We start from the raw sequence: 17139 nt of genomic DNA on the forward strand, positions 1-17139 counted from the left end.
TATAAAACTAAAAGAAAAATTTTCAGAAAGTATAGGTGTAAGTATGTTATTGATAATAGTATCTATTGCAACAGTATTATTTATAATTTATGGATTAAAATTAAGTAAGTATGAATATATGGAAGAATTGATAGAAATTGATAATAGAACAAAAGAATTTGTTGAAAAAGAAAATGAAAATTTTAGAAATAAATATAATCTAAATATGGCTATTGGAGTAGGACTTTGTATTATAAGTTCAGTACCTATAATTATAGCTGAAGCATTTACAGTAGAAAAATATGTAGAATCGATAATGGTTGGAATAATGTTATTTATAGTTTCAATAGGAGTAAATAGAATAGTAAATATAAGTATTATTAATTCTGGATATCAGAAGATACTACAAACAGGAGATTATGAAGTAGAAGAAAAAATTGAAAATATCAAAAATAAACATTTATCAACTATATATTGGTGCACAATTACAACTATGTATTTAGGATATAGTTTTTTAACGGGAAATTGGGATCAAAGTTGGATAATTTGGCCTTGTGCAGGAGTTTTTTATGCAGTAGTTTGTAGTATTGTAAAATTAATAAGAAAAAGAAAATATAAATAAAAAAGAAGGATAATTTCCTTCTTTTTTATTTATAAATTACATAGAATTAGTCTAACTGTAACTGCATTAATATTTCATCATCATATTTTTCATTTATTTGTATATAATTTTTCTTGATGCCGATTATATTGAAGTCATATTTTTTATATAAATTTATAGCAGCAGAATTTTCACCTCTTACTGACAAAGTTATATTTTTTATATTTTTTGATTTTGCAAAATTTATAATATTCTTAGTAATTGCATTTCCAATACCAATATCCCAAAACTTTTTTAAGACAGTTATAGAATATTCTGCATTATGTGATAGTCTAGCTTCTTTAGGAGAAAAAAGTTCTGCAACACAACAAAGAACATCATCAATAAAACCTAAAAGCATGATAGACTTTTCAGACTTATTAAATGTTGATATTACCATTTTTTCTTGAAAAGGAATTATATTAAATTCTTCTGAAGAAAAAGATAAATTTTCAGTTTCATCAGATGCTATCTTGAAAAAATTTACAACAGATTCAGCATCTGAACCAATAGCATTTCTTATATAAAGAGTTTTTCCACATGACAAAAAAACTTCTTTTTCAAAATAAAAATTTGATTTATTATCTAAATCGCAATTCATAAATATACCCTCCACAATAAAACTACAAAATTATAATATCAAAGAGATACAAGTATGTCTACTTTAGATATATACTTAACACAAAGATATACAATTATAGATATAAAGTATGATATAATAAAAAAGAATGAAAATTAAAGAGTTTATAATATATAGGATTTTATAATGATGATAATATTCTATATAATAGTACAATTGTTTTATAAAAAGAAAATTATTTTTAATTTTAACAAATAATAACATTGTATTCACAATAAAGTGTTAATAGGATATAATATATACTATATGCAAATTATTAATATAAGCAAAAAGAGGACGGAGGTAATTTTTTTGGAAACAATAAAAGGTCTAAAAAGAAGCTGCTATTGTGGCGAATTGAGAGCTGAGAATATAGGACAAGAAGTTGTACTTATGGGATGGGTACAGAAAAAAAGAAATCTTGGTGGTCTTGTATTCGTTGATTTAAGAGATAGAGGCGGAATCTGCCAGATAGTATTTGATACAGATGTAGATAAAGAAGCTTTTGAAAAAGCAGAAAAATTAGGTGCAGAGTATGTAATTGCAGTAAAAGGTGAAGTTAGAGAAAGACAGTCTAAAAATCCTAATATGCCAACAGGTGATATTGAAGTTTTTGCAAATGAATTAAGACTTCTTAATAAATCAGAAACACCACCAATATATATAAAAGATGATGATGATGTTTCAGAAGCATTAAGATTAAAATATAGATATCTTGATCTTAGAAAACCTAAAATGCAGAAAAATTTAATGCTAAGACAACAAGTAACTAATATAGTAAGAAGATATTTAACAGAAAACAATTTCTGTGAAATAGAAACTCCATTTCTAGTAAAACCAACTCCAGAAGGTGCTAGAGATTATCTTGTACCAAGTAGAGTTAATGAAGGAAAATTCTATGCTCTACCACAGTCACCACAGTTATTAAAACAGTTATTAATGGTTTCTGGTATGGATAGATACTTCCAAATAGTAAAATGTTTTAGAGATGAAGACTTAAGAGCTGATAGACAACCAGAATTTACTCAGATAGACACAGAAATGTCTTTTGTTGAAGCTGAAGATGTAATGACTATAATGGAAAAAATGGTACAGGAAATATTTAAAGAAACTATAGATGTAGATATTCAGATACCATTACAGAGAATGACTTATGCAGAAGCTATGGATAGATTTGGTTCAGATAAACCTGATACTAGATTTGGATATGAGTTTGTAAATATAACAGATTTAGTAGAAGGATGTGGTTTCAAAGTATTTGCTGATTGTGCTGTTAAAGGGAAAAGTGTAAGAGGTATAAATGTAGAAGGAATGTCTGATAAATTCCCAAGAAAACAAATATCTCATCTTGAAGATTGTGCAAAAACTTATAAAGCAAAAGGTCTTGCTTGGATGAAAATAACAGAAGAAGGAATAACTTCTCCAATAGCAAAATTCTTTACAGAAGAAGAGTTAAATTCAATAGTTGAAAGAATGAATGCTAAAGTAGGGGATTTACTTCTATTTGTTGCAGATAAAGATGCTATAGTTTATGATGCTTTAGGTCAAGTTAGACTAGCAGTAGCAGAAAAACTAGGAATATTAGAAGAAAAGAAAAATCAGTATAATCTATTATGGGTAACAGAATTCCCATTATTTGAAGAAGATGAAGAAAATGGAAGATATGTTGCTAAACACCATCCTTTCACATCTCCACTTGATGAGGATATAGATAGACTTGATACTGATGAAAAAGATACATTAAGAGCAAAAGCATATGATATTGTATTAAATGGATATGAAATAGGAGGAGGATCTGTAAGAATATCTGACTCTGAAATTCAGAAAAAAATGTTCTCTGCACTTGGATTAAGTGAAGAAGAAGCATATAATAAATTTGGTTTCTTATTAGATGCATTTAAATATGGTGCTCCACCACATGCAGGTATGGCATTTGGTCTTGATAGATTAGTTATGCTTCTTGCAGGAGTAGATAATATAAGAGAAGTAATAGCATTCCCTAAAAATCAAAATGCTATATGTCCAATGACAAATGCACCAGCAGTAGCAGAAGAAAAACAATTAGAAGAATTAAGCATAAAAGTTGATATAAAACAAGAAGATTAATTCTAGATTATAATTAAATAAGAAATGAATATATAAAAATTGCTATACATTTGTATAGCAATTTTTATATATAAGCTGTAAAAATATTTGTGTAATTTAATTTTATAAGTATGTTAAAATAATTTAACATGGTAAAAGTAGACAAATTTTATATGAGGATATATAATATAAATTAATAATAAATAAAACTTCTCGAAGGGGAGTAGCTTACACATTAGTGCAGTTAGTCGTCAATACAGTAGAAATACTCGGTTAACTGGCGAGGAAGAATAGATACCTTGATAGCAAGACCTTCAAAATAGACAATAGTTTATTTTGAGTAGGTTTATATCAAGGTTTTTTTATTATAAAAAATAAATTGTTAAGATACAAATCTATACAAAAGAGAAGAAATGGAGGAAGATTATGTATTATCAAAAAGATTATGAAGAAGTTTTAAAAAATTTGGAAACAACGAAAAATGGATTGAGTAAAGAAAAAGCAAAAAATCTATTAGAAAAATATGGATACAATGAATTGCAAGAAAAAGATAAAGTTCCAGTATGGAAATTATTTTTATTAAGTTTTAAAGATCCATTAGTAATTATATTGCTTATTGCAGCATTAGTTCAGATTGCACTTGGAGAAACAATGGAATCATTAATAATATTTGCTGTAATAATACTTAATAGTATTTTAGGTGTAGTTCAGACAAAAAAAGCAGAGAGTTCATTAGATAGCTTAAAAGCTCTTTCAGCACCAAATGCAAAGGTTATTAGAGAAGGTAACAAACTTACAATACCTGCCAAAGAAATAGTAGTAGGAGATATAATTTTATTAGAAGCTGGAGATTATGTACCAGCAGATGGTAGATTAATAGAAGCACAGACATTAAAATGTGTTGAAGGAATGTTAACTGGAGAATCAGAACCAGTATTAAAACATATAGAAAAAATAGAAGATGAAGCTCCTTTAGGAGACCAAAAAAATATGGTATTTAGTGGTTCTATGGTAGTTTATGGTAGAGGTATTTTTGTAGCAACAGGAACAGGAATGAATAGCGAAGTAGGTAAAATAGCAGGATTACTTGAAAATGCAGATTCAAAACTTACTCCTCTTCAACAAAATATAGAAGTATTTAGTAAAAAATTAGGAGTAGGTATAACACTTTTAGCACTTTTAATATTTGGAATACAAGTAGGAAAAGCCTTTGTACTTGGAACTAATGATATTGGTTCAGTTGTACTTAGTTCATTTATGTTTGCAGTTGCAATAGCAGTTGCAGCTATTCCAGAAGCATTATCTTCAATAATGACAATAGTCCTAGCAGTTGGAACAAATAATATGGCTAAAAAACAAGCTATAATAAGAAAATTGCCTGCAGTTGAAACATTAGGTTCAGCAAAAGTAATATGTACAGATAAAACAGGTACATTAACACAAAATAAGATGACTGTAGTAGATTTCTATATGAATGGAACAGAAAATGGAAAAATATCTACAAATGAGGAATTTAAAGAAAATAAACATGCAGATTTAATAACTCTATGTTCAGTACTTTGTAATGATTCTTCTATAGGAAGTGAAGGTCAAGAGATAGGAGATCCAACAGAAACAGCACTTATAAATTTTGCGAACAAAAATGGTCTAAATTATGAAAAGATAAGAAATGAAAATTGTAGATTAGAAGAAATTCCGTTTGATTCAGATAGGAAATTAATGACAACTGTGAATAAAACAAAATATGGAACACTTATGTTTACAAAAGGTGCACCAGATATAATATTCTCTAGAACAAAATATGTAATAATAGATGGAGAAAAGAAGATTTTTACAGATGAAATAAAAAAAGAATTTAAAAATAAAAATGAAGAATTTTCAAATAGAGCATTAAGAGTACTTGCATTCACTTATAAGGAAGTAAAAGAAGAATTTAAACCATCAATAGAAGATGAAGACGATTTAATTTTAATTGGACTACTTGCTATGATAGATCCTCCTAGAGAAGAAGTGATAGATGCTGTAAGAGAAGCTAAAGAAGCAGGAATAAAAACCGTTATGATAACAGGGGATCATAAAACAACAGCTTCAGCAATAGCCAAAGAAATAGGAATAATGGAAGAAGGAGATATAGCATTAACAGGTCAAGAACTTGATGATATAACTGATGAACAATTAGATAAAAAATTAGAAAAAATAACTGTTTATGCTAGAGTATCACCTGAAAATAAAATAAGAATAGTAAAAGCATGGCAAAGAAAAGACTGTGTATCAGCTATGACAGGTGATGGAGTAAATGATGCACCAGCATTAAAACAGGCTGATATAGGTATTGGTATGGGTAGTGGAACTGATGTTGCAAAAGATTCTAGTGATATGGTACTTGTAGATGATAACTTTGCAAGTATAGTAAATGCAGTAGAAGTTGGAAGAACGGTATATAGTAATATTAAAAAGTCAATAACTTACTTATTTGCAGGAAACTTTGGTGCAATAATAGCAATACTATTTGCAGTTTTTGCAAACTGGACGAATCCATTTACTGCATTACAACTTTTATTTATAAACCTTGTAAATGATTCATTGCCAGCTATAGCATTAGGATTTGAACCAACAGAAAGAGGAATTATGAAAAGACCTCCAAGACCATCAAATGAGGCTATATTAGCAGATGGAACAATGCAACGTATTATATTCAGAGGTATAGTAATAGGTTTAGTAACTATAGTTGCTCAGTACTTAGGTATGAAAATATCTCCTGAATTTGGTGTTGCGATGGCGTTTACAACACTAATATTTGCGAGAACATTACAAACAATAGCTAGTAGATCAAATGTAGATTCAGCTATAAAAATAGGATTCTTCTCAAATAAATATGTTATACTTGCTATGACTACATGTTTCTTATTATATTCTATAGTGTTAATACCATCAGTAAGACCTATATTCTCTATACCATCAACATTTGGATTTAATGATCTTTTAATGTGTATAGGACTTGCATTAACATCTACAATAATTATGGAAGTTAGTAAAAATTTTTCTAGAAAATAATAGTATGAAATAAAAACTTAATATATAATAAAAGGCTATCGTTTCAACATTTGTTGAGATGATAGCCTTTTTGCTTACAATAGATATTTTAAGTTATTTTTTATGGTTCTGGTTAGTAGAATTTTTAGATTTTCCAGTATCCCTTTTTATAACATTGTTTGATTTATTATTAACTTTATTATTATTTGAATTTTGTCTTTTTTTAGCTTTTTTAATTTTAATTTGTTTTCTTTTATATTTTCTATAATATTTTTTAGATATAAAGTATATAAAGAATATTATAAAAGCTAACAATATTAATTTTATTATAGAAAAAATAAATCTTAAAAATTTATTTTCTGTTAAAAAAGCAAATTTACTAGTAACATCATTTTTAGCTATTAAATTTATAGTTTTAAATTTTTTACCATTTTTATAAATATAGAAATTACCTACTTTTTCACCAGAATGTATTGGAAGAGAAGTCTTTTGTAAATCAGTCTCAAAAGTAAATTCATCTGTTAAAGATTGACCTTTAGGCAATACTACAGAATAACTTTCTTCAGGCTGATAGATAAGTTTTTTCTCTTTAGTAAACCACTTTCTTTTAGTTGAAATATAGTCTTCTTTATCCATTATAGTAAACGAATTATAATTTTCAAAACCATAGTCCAACAGAGTTCTAGAATCTAAATATATACCATAATTTGTTGAATTAAAAACAGCAGCAATAATTCTTTGATTATTTTTTACAGCACTTGAAAGTAGACATTTTCCAGCAGCTTCAGTAAATCCTGTTTTTATCCCATCTACAATATCATATTTTATATCAATATTCTTGCCTCTATAATTTATTTTGGAATGAGAAGTAAGAAATTTATTTGAGTTTGTATAAACCCTCTCTTGAGGATATTGCTTTGTAGCAGGGAACTTTACAGATTTAGTAGAAACAATTTCTCTAAAAATAGGATCTGACATACATTTTCTAGCAATTAAAGCCATATCTCTAGCTGTTGTGTAATGGTTTTTATCAGGTAAACCATTAGGATTATTAAAGTGAGTATTATTGCAACCAATAGATTTAGCTTCTTTGTTCATTAAGTCTGCAAACTCAGGTATTGATCCACTAACATATTGTGCTAAAACATAAGCTACATCATTACAAGAATGTACCATAAGAGCAGTTAGCAATTCTCTTACAGTAAAAGTTTCTCCTTTTTTAAGAAACATACTAGAAGGTTCTATATAAGGAAGATCTCCTATAGTAATTTTTTTGTTCAAATCAGAAACATTTTTTATAACTAAATATGCAGTCCAAGCTTTTGTAGTAGAAGCAGGGTATATTTGAACATTTCCATTTTTTTGATAAAGAACCTTTCCAGTTTCATAATCCATTAAAACAGCACTTTTAGCCTCTAAATCTAGAACTTTTCCTTCAGCAAATACATTTTCAAATGAAGAAAAAACAAAAGAAAAGACAATAATAAAAGCAATTAGTACTGAATATATTTTTTTCATTTAAAAACCTCCGATAAAAATTTAATTTACATTTTAGTATAACATAATTATGTCAATAATAGGAATGAAAGGAGTGATAAAATGGACGAAAAAAAGAAAAAAACAATAATTTTTGCAGTAATAATAATTGTTATCTGTGCTATAGGAGGGATAAAATTTTTAGGAATAGGAGAGGATGCTAGATATGAAATATCTACATCAGAAGATACAGAAAATGATGGAGATATAAAAAAAGAAAATAGTGAATTAAATAAAAAAAGTGAAGAAACAAATATAGATAATAAGGAAGTTACTGTATATATTAGTGGTGCTGTAAAAAATGAAGGTGTTGTTACTATGAGTTCAGAAGATAGATTGTCAGATGCAATAAAAGTTATGGGAGGTGTTGTAGAAGGGGCTGATATGAATATGATTAATTTAGCAGAAAAATTAGTAGATGGAAAACATTATATAATACCTAAAGTAGGTGAGGAAATTCCAAATGATATAAATGCGAATTCAAATACATCTCAAGGACAAAAAACAAACAATCAAGGAGAGATGTCCACAGGTTCTCTTATAAATATAAATACAGCTACAGTTGAACAACTAGACGAATTACCTGGAATTGGAGAAGCTACAGCAAATAAGATAATAAATTATAGAGAAGAAAATGGAGGTTTTAAAAGTATTGAAGATTTAAAAAATGTAAAAGGTATTGGAGAAAAAAAGTTTGAAGATATGAAAGATAATGTCTGTGTATAAAAAGTATTATTTTAAAGGAGATATTTATATATTTAAAAACTTAATAAATTAAGTATAAAAGTTAGTATATTTAAAAATAAAAATACTAGCTTTTATTTTATTAAATATATAATAATCTTAATTTAACCATTAGATATACAATAATCTAACAATTAATTATATATAAACATTAAAAAATATGTTAATATAAAAGAGTATGTATATTAATTATATTAATGTACGTAAGAAATAAAATTATATTTTTTTTATATAAACAGTATATAAGCAATAAGTTCAAATCAAAATTTGAATAAGCTAGGGGTGGAATTTATGAGTGATAAAAAAATATATAAAAAATTAACAGATATGACAACAGCAGGAGGTTGAGCTGCGAAAATAGGGCCAGAGGTTTTGGCATCAGTATTAGAACAATTACCTAAAAATAATAATGAAAAAGTATCAAATTTATTAGTAGGATTAGATACAGCAGATGATGCAGCTATTTATAAATTAGATGATGAGAAAGCGTTAATTCAAACATTGGACTTTTTCACACCAATGGTAGATGATCCATATACTTTCGGACAAATAGCAGCTGCAAATTCACTTTCTGATATATATGCAATGGGTGGAGAACCTATAGTTGCTATGAATATAGTTTGCTTCCCATCATGTCATGATATGCAAGTACTTGCAGAAATCTTAAAAGGTGGATTTAGCAAAGTAAAAGAAAGTGGAGCGTTATTAGTAGGTGGACACACTGTAGATGACAAAGAGCCTAAATACGGATTATCTGTTTCAGGACTAGTACATCCAAAAAAAGTTCAAGCGAATTCTACAGCAAAACCTGGAGATAAATTGATACTTACTAAGCCAATTGGAACAGGAATACTTTCAACAGCTATGAAAGAAGGTTTAGTATCTAAAGAAATAGAAGAAAAAGTAATAGAAACAATGGTACATCTTAATAAGTATGCAGCTATGAGTATAGATAAGTTTGAAGTTCATTCTGTAACAGATATAACAGGATTTGGACTTTTAGGTCATGCTATGGAAATGGCAAAAGCATCTGATGTTACTATAGAAATAAATTCAAAAGAAGTACCAATATTAGAAGGTGCTATAGAAATGGCCGAAATGGGTATTGTTCCAGCAGGAACATATAATAATATGGGGTACATTCAAGATGAAGTAATGAAAGATGAATGTATAAAAGATAGTATAGAAGATTGTCTATATGACCCACAAACATCAGGAGGACTATTATTAGCTGTAAATCCAAGTCAAGCTGACGATATAGTAAAGGATATGCTTTCTAATGGTTCAATAACAGCTAAAATAGTTGGAGAAGTAAAAGAAAAATATGATAATTGTAAATTTATACATATAATATAATAAAATAAATCAAAAGAAAGAGTGGTTAGAGTGAATAAAAAAGAACTATTTGCAATGCTTCCTCCAGTAGATGAAGTATTATCTCAAAAAGAAATTGAAAATTTAATAGAAATATATCCTAGAAGTATAGTCTTAGAGTCTATAAGAAATATAATAAATAAAAATAGACAAGCAATAGTAAATATAAAAACAGAAGAAGAATGTGAAAAATTTTCTCTTACAATGGAAAAAGTAATAGAAGAAACAATAAAAAATGTAAAAGATGAATATGCTCTTTCTTTAAAAAAAGTAATAAATGCTACAGGAACAGTAATTCATACAAATTTAGGTAGATCACTTATAAGTGAAAAAATAAAAGATGAAATTTGGACAGCAGCATCTAGATATTCAAATCTTGAATATGATTTAGAAAAAGGAGAAAGAGGATCTAGATATGTGCATCTAACGGATATGATAAAAAGATTAACTGGAGCAGAAGATGTATTAGTTGTAAATAATAATGCAGCAGCAGTTATGTTGGTTTTAAGTACAATGGCAAAAGGTGGAGAAGCTATAGTATCTAGGGGAGAACTTGTAGAAGTTGGAGGCTCATTTAGAATACCTAGCATAATGGAACTTAGTGGAGCTGACCTTGTAGAAGTTGGAGCGACTAATAAAACACATTTAAAAGATTATGAAAATGCTATAACTGAAGAAACAAAAGTACTTATGAAAGTACATACAAGTAATTATAGGATAATGGGATTTACAGAAAGTATATCAGTTGGAGAATTAGTTAAATTAGGTAAAAAACATAATTTACCTGTCATAGAAGATTTAGGAAGTGGAGTATTTATAGATTTATCTAAATATGGATTAGATTATGAACCTACTGTTTTAGATTCAGTAAAACGGGGTGCAGATATAGTAACATTTAGTGGAGATAAAATGCTTGGTGGAGCACAGGCAGGAATAATAGTAGGTAAAAAAGAATATATTTCTGCTATGAAAAAAAATCAAATGACAAGAGCATTAAGAGTAGACAAACTTACAATATGTGCATTAGAAGCAACTCTTAGAATGTATCTTGATGAAAAAAATGCAATAGAAAATATTCCTACATTAAAAATGATTACTATGTCTATGGAAGAATTAGAAAGAAAAGCAAATAGTCTTTATACAGAAATAGAAAAATTAAATCTAGATGCAGAAATTCATATAGAAGATTGTTTATCTCAAGTTGGAGGAGGATCAATGCCTCTTGAAACAATGAAATCAAAAGCAATCGCTATAACTCCCCAAAATATGAATGTATCTAGATTAGAAAGAAAATTAAGACTTAGTGACTCACATATAATAGCTAGAGTATATGATGATAAATATATACTTGATGTAAGAACTATATTTGAAGATGAATTTAAAGATGTAGTAGATGAACTTAAAAAAGCGTTCGTTTAAATTGATTTATCGGAATTAGGAGGAAACAAAATGAAACATATAATAGTGGGAACTGCTGGTCATATAGACCACGGTAAAACAACTCTTATCAAGGCTTTAACAGGTCGTGAAACAGATACACTTGATGAGGAGAAAAAAAGAGGTATTTCGATAAATTTAGGATTTACATTTTTTGATTTACCTAGTGGGAAAAGAGTTGGTATAGTAGATGTTCCTGGACATGAAAAATTTATAAAAAATATGTTAGCTGGAGCATCTGGATTAGATATGGTAATGCTTGTTGTTGCAGCAGATGAAGGTATAATGCCTCAAACTGTGGAACATATGGATATATTATCTTTTTTAAATATCAAAAATGGAATAGTTGTATTAACTAAAAGTGATATGGTAGATGATGAATTTAGAGAACTAGTAAAAGAAGATATAAAAGAAAGAATGAAGGGAACATTCCTTGAAAATGCAGAAATATTAGAAGTAGATTCTGTATCAAAAAGAGGAATTCCTGAACTTATTCAAAAATTAGATACTATGAGCGAGCAAATAGAAGAAAAAAATGAAAATTCACCAGCAAGACTTAATATAGATAGAGTATTTACAATAAAAGGTCATGGGACAGTAGTAACAGGTACGCTTTTAGAGGGAAAAATAAGTGTTGATGATGATTTAGTAGTATATCCAGAAAAAGTAAAAGCAAAAATAAGAAGTATACAAGTTCATGGTGATGATGAAAAAACAGCATATGCTGGACAAAGAACAGCAATAAATATTTCAAATGTAAAAAAAGATGAAGTAAAAAGAGGAGATGTTTTAGCAGCTCCAGATTCATTAGAAGAATCTATGATGTTAGATGTTAAATTAAATATTGTAAAACATACTGATAAATCATTAAAACATTGGGATAGATTAAGATTATATCATGGGACAAGAGAAATTCTTTGTAGAGCAGTACCACTAGATAAAGAGGAAATTGCACCTGGAGAAGGTGGATTTGTACAATTAAGGTTAGAAGAAAGTATAATATCTAAAAAAGGAGATACATTTGTAGTAAGAAGCTATTCACCTATGGCAACAATTGGTGGAGGTGTGATAATAGATGCATCTCCAAAAAAACATAAGAGATTTGATGAAAATATAATAGAAGCGCTAAAAGTAAAAGAAAAAGGCGAATTACATGATATTATAGAAGAATATCTAAAAAATAATTCAAAAAATTATCCGACAATAAAAGATATTATGAGTTATACTGGTGCTCATGAAGAAGATATTAGAAAATCTCTTGATAAACTTTTAAATGAAAATAAAATATTTATAATTGGAAATATGTATGTACATATAAACCATTACAAAAATATGTATAATAAAGTTGAAGAATTACTTTCTGATTATCATAAACATAATAGACTAAAAGCAGGTATATTAAAAGAAGAATTAAAATCTAAAATAGAAAGTAAATTTAAATCAAAAGAGTTTGATATAGTATTATCTTCATTAGAGAAAGAAGAACTTATAAAGATGGATGGGAATATAGTATCACTTAAAGATTTTAAAGTTGTATTCAATGATAAACAAAAAGAAAATAGAAGAAGAATGCAAAATATACTAAAAAAAGCTGGATTTGAATCAGTTCCTACAATAGATGAAGTAACTGGAGGAGATGTTAGAGCAAAAGAAGTATTAGATGCTATGATAGGTGATACAGTTGCAATGCTTGGGGATGGATATATAATGGATATGGAAACATATGAAAAAGCAAAAAAATTATTAATCGATTATATAAATGAAAAAGGAGAAATAACTCTAGGAGAATATAGAGACCTTATAGGATCAAGCAGAAAAAACTGTATGATAATACTTGAAAGTTTTGATAGAAATAGAATTACTAAAAGAATAGAAAATAAAAGAGTTTTAATGTAAGGGAAAAGCAAGAATATGCAACTATATTTAAAACAGTAAAGCTGTATTGTTACTAGAGTTGTATAATTCTTGCTTTTTTATATAGATAAGATTTCAATTAAATTATTTTATTGCTAAAATAGTGAGAAAAAAATAAAATTTAATACTTTTATTTAAAAATAGATAATGTCACTTTAGTGTTATTAAAATAATATTTAAATAGCAATTTATATAAAATAAAAATATAATATATAGAAAAACATTTATTTTTTTAGGAATTTAATGAAAACGTTAAATTCTATTTATTGATTTGGTATAATATTAATAGAGATATTATTAAGTTGTATTAAGGGAGTTGATAAAATGTTCGTAATTAGGAAAGAAATGTACAGACAGATAAAATCAATATATTTTTATTTTGATACAGAAAATTACATAAAACTAGAATTTAAGTACAGAAGTATTGTATTCATATAGAATATATTTTTCTGTACTTTTTTAGTTATAAGTTATAGTATGTTTAAAAATTATAGTATTGGAGGAGTTATTTATGAATAAGAAAAAATCAAAGGCATTGTCATTTTTATTAGCAGCTTCACTTTTAGTTCCATCAACTAATGGAATAGTAAGTGCAGCAGAAGTAGATGATAGCAATGTGGCTATTGAAGAATCAATATCAAAAGAAGAGTCATATACAGTTGTAAAAACTGAAGACGAGTTAAGAAAGGCTCTTCAAGAAAAAAAGAAAAAAATAGTAATATATTCTGACATAGAATTAAAAAGCAGTATTCCTATTGATGTTGATGGAGTAGAAATAAGAGGGAGTATAAAGGTTGAAAATGGAATATCAAAAAATCAAACAACTATAAAAGGTGGAGGTATGTTTAATATAAATGCTAATAATGTAGTGATAGAGCATTTAAATTTTGAAAATACGAAAGAAGGATCAGTTGGATTTGTTATAGGAAACAATATAACTAGTACAATACGAATGTGTGAATTTACAGGTGCACCTATATTTAATTTAATAATCAGTAATCAAACATCATCAATTAAATTTATAAAAAATAAAGTGAATATGAATGCGAGAGCATTAATGGTTGGAGTAAGTAATGGCAGTGAAATTTCAAATAATGAAATAGATTTGAAAAATGAGCATTATGGTTCTAATGGTAGATCAGGAGCAATTTCATTAACAGCACAAGAATCTCAGAATGGAGACATTACTATAACTGAAAATACATTTAAAAATGTTAATAGAGTTATAGGTGTGGATCATTCTAATATAGATGGAAAAAGAATAAAAATAAAAGATAATAAGTTTATAGAAAGTAGATTTGCTCTTGAAGTTGGAACAAATTCAAATAAAGGAAATAATTATGATTTGTCAAATAATTACTTTACTCATAAAGATGTAGGAGGTGTAGGGGCTTTAAAAATAGAAGATGCAGATTCTAAAGAAATTGATCACTTTACTTACGGTGATAAAGGAACAGAAATAAAATTAAATGACTCAACTCCAGTAGATATTATAGTAGGTCCATATTATTCTTCAGAAAATGATATTGGTTCGACAAATATTTCTCATGCAGGTGTTGCAAGTGTAAATGGAAAAGACTATCCAACATTAGAGAAAGCAATAAAAGCAGCCAAAGAAGAAAGTGATAAAACTGTAAAACTTGTTTCAGATATAGAAGTTGATACATGGAAACAAATAGACAATATAAAAGGAATAACTATAGACGGAACTAAAAGTGAAAATGAGAAATATACAATAAAAGTTACAAATAAAATAGACAGTAATCAAAATGATGACGCTGTATTGCATTCAGCAGGTGAAAATACATTTAAAAATTTAACAATAGATTTAAGTGGATTAAAAGAAGGAAGTAAGCAACAAGGAGTAAGAGCTATATCAGCTTCAGAAGGAGATAAAATAGAAAATTTAACTATAAAAGGAAATGGATTTGTAAGTTATGGAATAGTAGTTGATAAACAATGTAAAAATTTAAAAGTAAAAGGTTCTAATATATCAAACTGCAAATATGGTATTTATTTTGCAACAGAAGATAATAATGTTGGTGAAAATATAAGAATAGATGGTAATAAATTTAATAATTGTGAATTTGCTAGTATTTTATACCCTGAAAAAGTAGAATTTTGTAATAATGAATTAGAAAATAGCAAATTAAATATTATGACTGATACAACTCAAGTAATAAATAATAATATAAAAGGAAATTCTAAAATAAAATTCTATACACATATAGATTTTAGATATAATTCTATAGAAAATGCAAAAGATAGTATAGAATTTTTAGGAGAAAATATAATTGAAAATATGTTTATGGAAAGAAACTATTGGGGAAGTGCTGAACCTAATTTTGATGAAATAGTAATAGGTAATAATAAATTAACTCCTGAACAGTTAGAAAAATTTGAACCATATTATACTGAAAATTGTTACGGAAATCAAGATGTACCATTAAAAGGAGAAACATATAGTGTTGATGTGAAGATAAAAGGTGAAGGTACAATAAAAGGAGCTAACTCAGCTAAAGAAGGAAAAAAAGTAAAAATAGAATTAGAGCCTGAAAAAGGATGGTACTTAGCATCAATAGAATCTAAGGATGTAAAATTAACAAAAGAATCTAACTATGTATATACATTTATTATGCCTAAAAAAGAGGTTACTCTTGATATAGTATTTAAAAAAGAAAGTTCTTATATACCGTCAAAACCATCAAAACCAATATATACTCATGAAGAAATAATAGGTTTAGATAGGTATGAAACAGCAGGAAAAGTAGCTGATAAATTAGGATCATATAATACAGTAGTTCTTGTTAATGCAACTTCGACTATGTCAGATGGATTATCTGCTTCAGGTCTTGCAGGAAAAGAAAATGGAGCAATACTTCTTGTTAAGAAAGATTCTATACCAAAAGTAACTATGGACAGAATCAAAAAAGTTAAAAAAGTCTATATAATAGGTGGAGAAAATGCTATAAGTGAAAAGGTTGCTAAAGAAATAGCTGCAGCTAATATAAAAGTTGAAAGACTTGGTGGAAAAACTAGAGTTGAAACTTCAGAATTAGTAGCTCAAAAATTAGGAAACTACAATAAAGCATTCATAGTTAATGGATTCAAAGGTGAAGCGGATGCAATGTCAGTTTCAGCAGTTGCAGCTAGAAATAAAGCACCTATACTATTAACTAACGGAAAATCTTCAAATCACACTAAAAAATCTAGAATTGAATATTATGTAATAGGTGGAAACTCTGTGGTAGATAAATCAATAGTATCTAAATACAATGCAAAAAGACTAGCAGGTGAAAATCGATACGAAACAAATAAAAAAGTTATAAATGAATTCTATTCAGGATCAGATAAAATATACTTAGCAAATGGAGATAAATTAGTTGATGCATTAACAGCATCACCTTTAGCTAAAAATAATGGTATAGTTTTAGTTAATAAAAAATCTGACAAGAGTATTCTAAAAGGAAAAGATACAGTTCAAGTTGGAGGAATGAATTTTCAAATAAAATTTGAAAAATAAAATAGTAAAATTATGAAAGTAGAGAAGGTATCCTTCCTTACTTTTATTATATAATATATAAGTATTCGAGTATAACTTATATACTTTTATGAAAAAAGAGAGTATAATAAATATTATACTCTCTTTTTGTATGTGTGATGATATTATTTAATTAAAGTTAAGTAAGCCTATTGGCAAACCGATAAAATATAACATAATCAGATTATATCTGATAATTGTAAAAACGTAAAGAGTAAAATTAAAAAGATTATGTAA

General features: G+C 27.2%; 10 protein-coding genes. 8 read left to right on the forward strand and 2 right to left on the reverse strand.

Going from position 1 to position 17139, the window contains the following annotated elements:
- The coding region (locus tag Q1J78_RS05045; RefSeq protein WP_330683275.1) for a hypothetical protein at nt 1-601 on the forward strand (601 nt) is incomplete at its 5' end.
- A gap of 46 nt (nt 602-647) precedes the next feature.
- Here the strand turns inward: Q1J78_RS05045 and Q1J78_RS05050 are convergent.
- Nucleotides 648-1220: a GNAT family N-acetyltransferase gene (locus Q1J78_RS05050; protein WP_300280449.1), complete on the reverse strand. Its 573-nt coding sequence runs from the start codon at nt 1218-1220 to the stop codon at nt 648-650.
- Between the two features lie 330 nt (nt 1221-1550).
- Between Q1J78_RS05050 and aspS the strand changes: the two genes are divergently transcribed.
- Nucleotides 1551-3344, forward strand: coding sequence for an aspartate--tRNA ligase (gene aspS, locus Q1J78_RS05055; protein WP_300280452.1), 1794 nt, complete (start codon nt 1551-1553; stop codon nt 3342-3344).
- 366 nt (nt 3345-3710) lie between these two features.
- Nucleotides 3711-6377, forward strand: a complete 2667-nt coding sequence (locus Q1J78_RS05060; protein WP_442952153.1) for a calcium-translocating P-type ATPase, PMCA-type — start codon at nt 3711-3713, stop codon at nt 6375-6377.
- Nucleotides 6378-6470: 93 nt separating this feature from the next.
- Here the strand turns inward: Q1J78_RS05060 and Q1J78_RS05065 are convergent, their stop codons facing one another.
- Nucleotides 6471-7874 (reverse strand): D-alanyl-D-alanine carboxypeptidase family protein, encoded by a 1404-nt coding sequence (locus tag Q1J78_RS05065; RefSeq protein ID WP_300280455.1) that lies wholly within the window; start codon nt 7872-7874, stop codon nt 6471-6473.
- Nucleotides 7875-7955: 81 nt separating this feature from the next.
- Here Q1J78_RS05065 and Q1J78_RS05070 point away from each other — a divergent pair, with 81 nt between their 5' ends.
- The 5 genes from Q1J78_RS05070 to Q1J78_RS05090 all read left to right on the forward strand — a co-directional run bounded on the left by Q1J78_RS05070 (nt 7956) and on the right by Q1J78_RS05090 (nt 16884).
- Nucleotides 7956-8618: a helix-hairpin-helix domain-containing protein gene (locus Q1J78_RS05070; RefSeq protein ID WP_300280458.1), complete on the forward strand. Its 663-nt coding sequence runs from the start codon at nt 7956-7958 to the stop codon at nt 8616-8618.
- A 309-nt stretch (nt 8619-8927) separates the two neighbouring features.
- Nucleotides 8928-9992, forward strand: coding sequence for a selenide, water dikinase SelD (gene selD, locus Q1J78_RS05075; RefSeq protein WP_300280461.1), 1065 nt, complete (start codon nt 8928-8930; stop codon nt 9990-9992).
- 54 nt (nt 9993-10046) lie between these two features.
- Nucleotides 10047-11429: an L-seryl-tRNA(Sec) selenium transferase gene (selA, locus tag Q1J78_RS05080; protein WP_300280472.1), complete on the forward strand. Its 1383-nt coding sequence runs from the start codon at nt 10047-10049 to the stop codon at nt 11427-11429.
- Between the two features lie 30 nt (nt 11430-11459).
- On the forward strand, nt 11460-13343 hold the full coding sequence (selB, locus tag Q1J78_RS05085) for a selenocysteine-specific translation elongation factor (RefSeq protein WP_300280464.1): 1884 nt from the start codon (nt 11460-11462) through the stop codon (nt 13341-13343).
- A gap of 529 nt (nt 13344-13872) precedes the next feature.
- Nucleotides 13873-16884, forward strand: a complete 3012-nt coding sequence (locus Q1J78_RS05090; protein ID WP_300280467.1) for a cell wall-binding repeat-containing protein — start codon at nt 13873-13875, stop codon at nt 16882-16884.
- The last annotated feature ends 255 nt before the right edge of the window (nt 16885-17139 follow it).

The organism is Peptacetobacter sp., from assembly GCF_029264495.1.
Classification (GTDB): Bacteria; Bacillota; Clostridia; order Peptostreptococcales; family Peptostreptococcaceae; genus Peptacetobacter.

Bases quoted from the DNA above. Each gene is read 5' to 3' on its own strand.
- Q1J78_RS05050 (WP_300280449.1), bottom strand. From the start codon at position 1,220: ATGAATTGCGATTTAGATAATAAATCAAATTTTTATTTTGAAAAAGAA.
- Q1J78_RS05065 (WP_300280455.1), bottom strand. From the start codon at position 7,874: ATGAAAAAAATATATTCAGTACTAATTGCTTTTATTATTGTCTTTTCT.
- Q1J78_RS05070 (WP_300280458.1), top strand. From the start codon at position 7,956: ATGGACGAAAAAAAGAAAAAAACAATAATTTTTGCAGTAATAATAATT.
- selA (WP_300280472.1), top strand. From the start codon at position 10,047: ATGCTTCCTCCAGTAGATGAAGTATTATCTCAAAAAGAAATTGAAAAT.
- selB (WP_300280464.1), top strand. From the start codon at position 11,460: ATGAAACATATAATAGTGGGAACTGCTGGTCATATAGACCACGGTAAA.
- Q1J78_RS05090 (WP_300280467.1), top strand. From the start codon at position 13,873: ATGAATAAGAAAAAATCAAAGGCATTGTCATTTTTATTAGCAGCTTCA.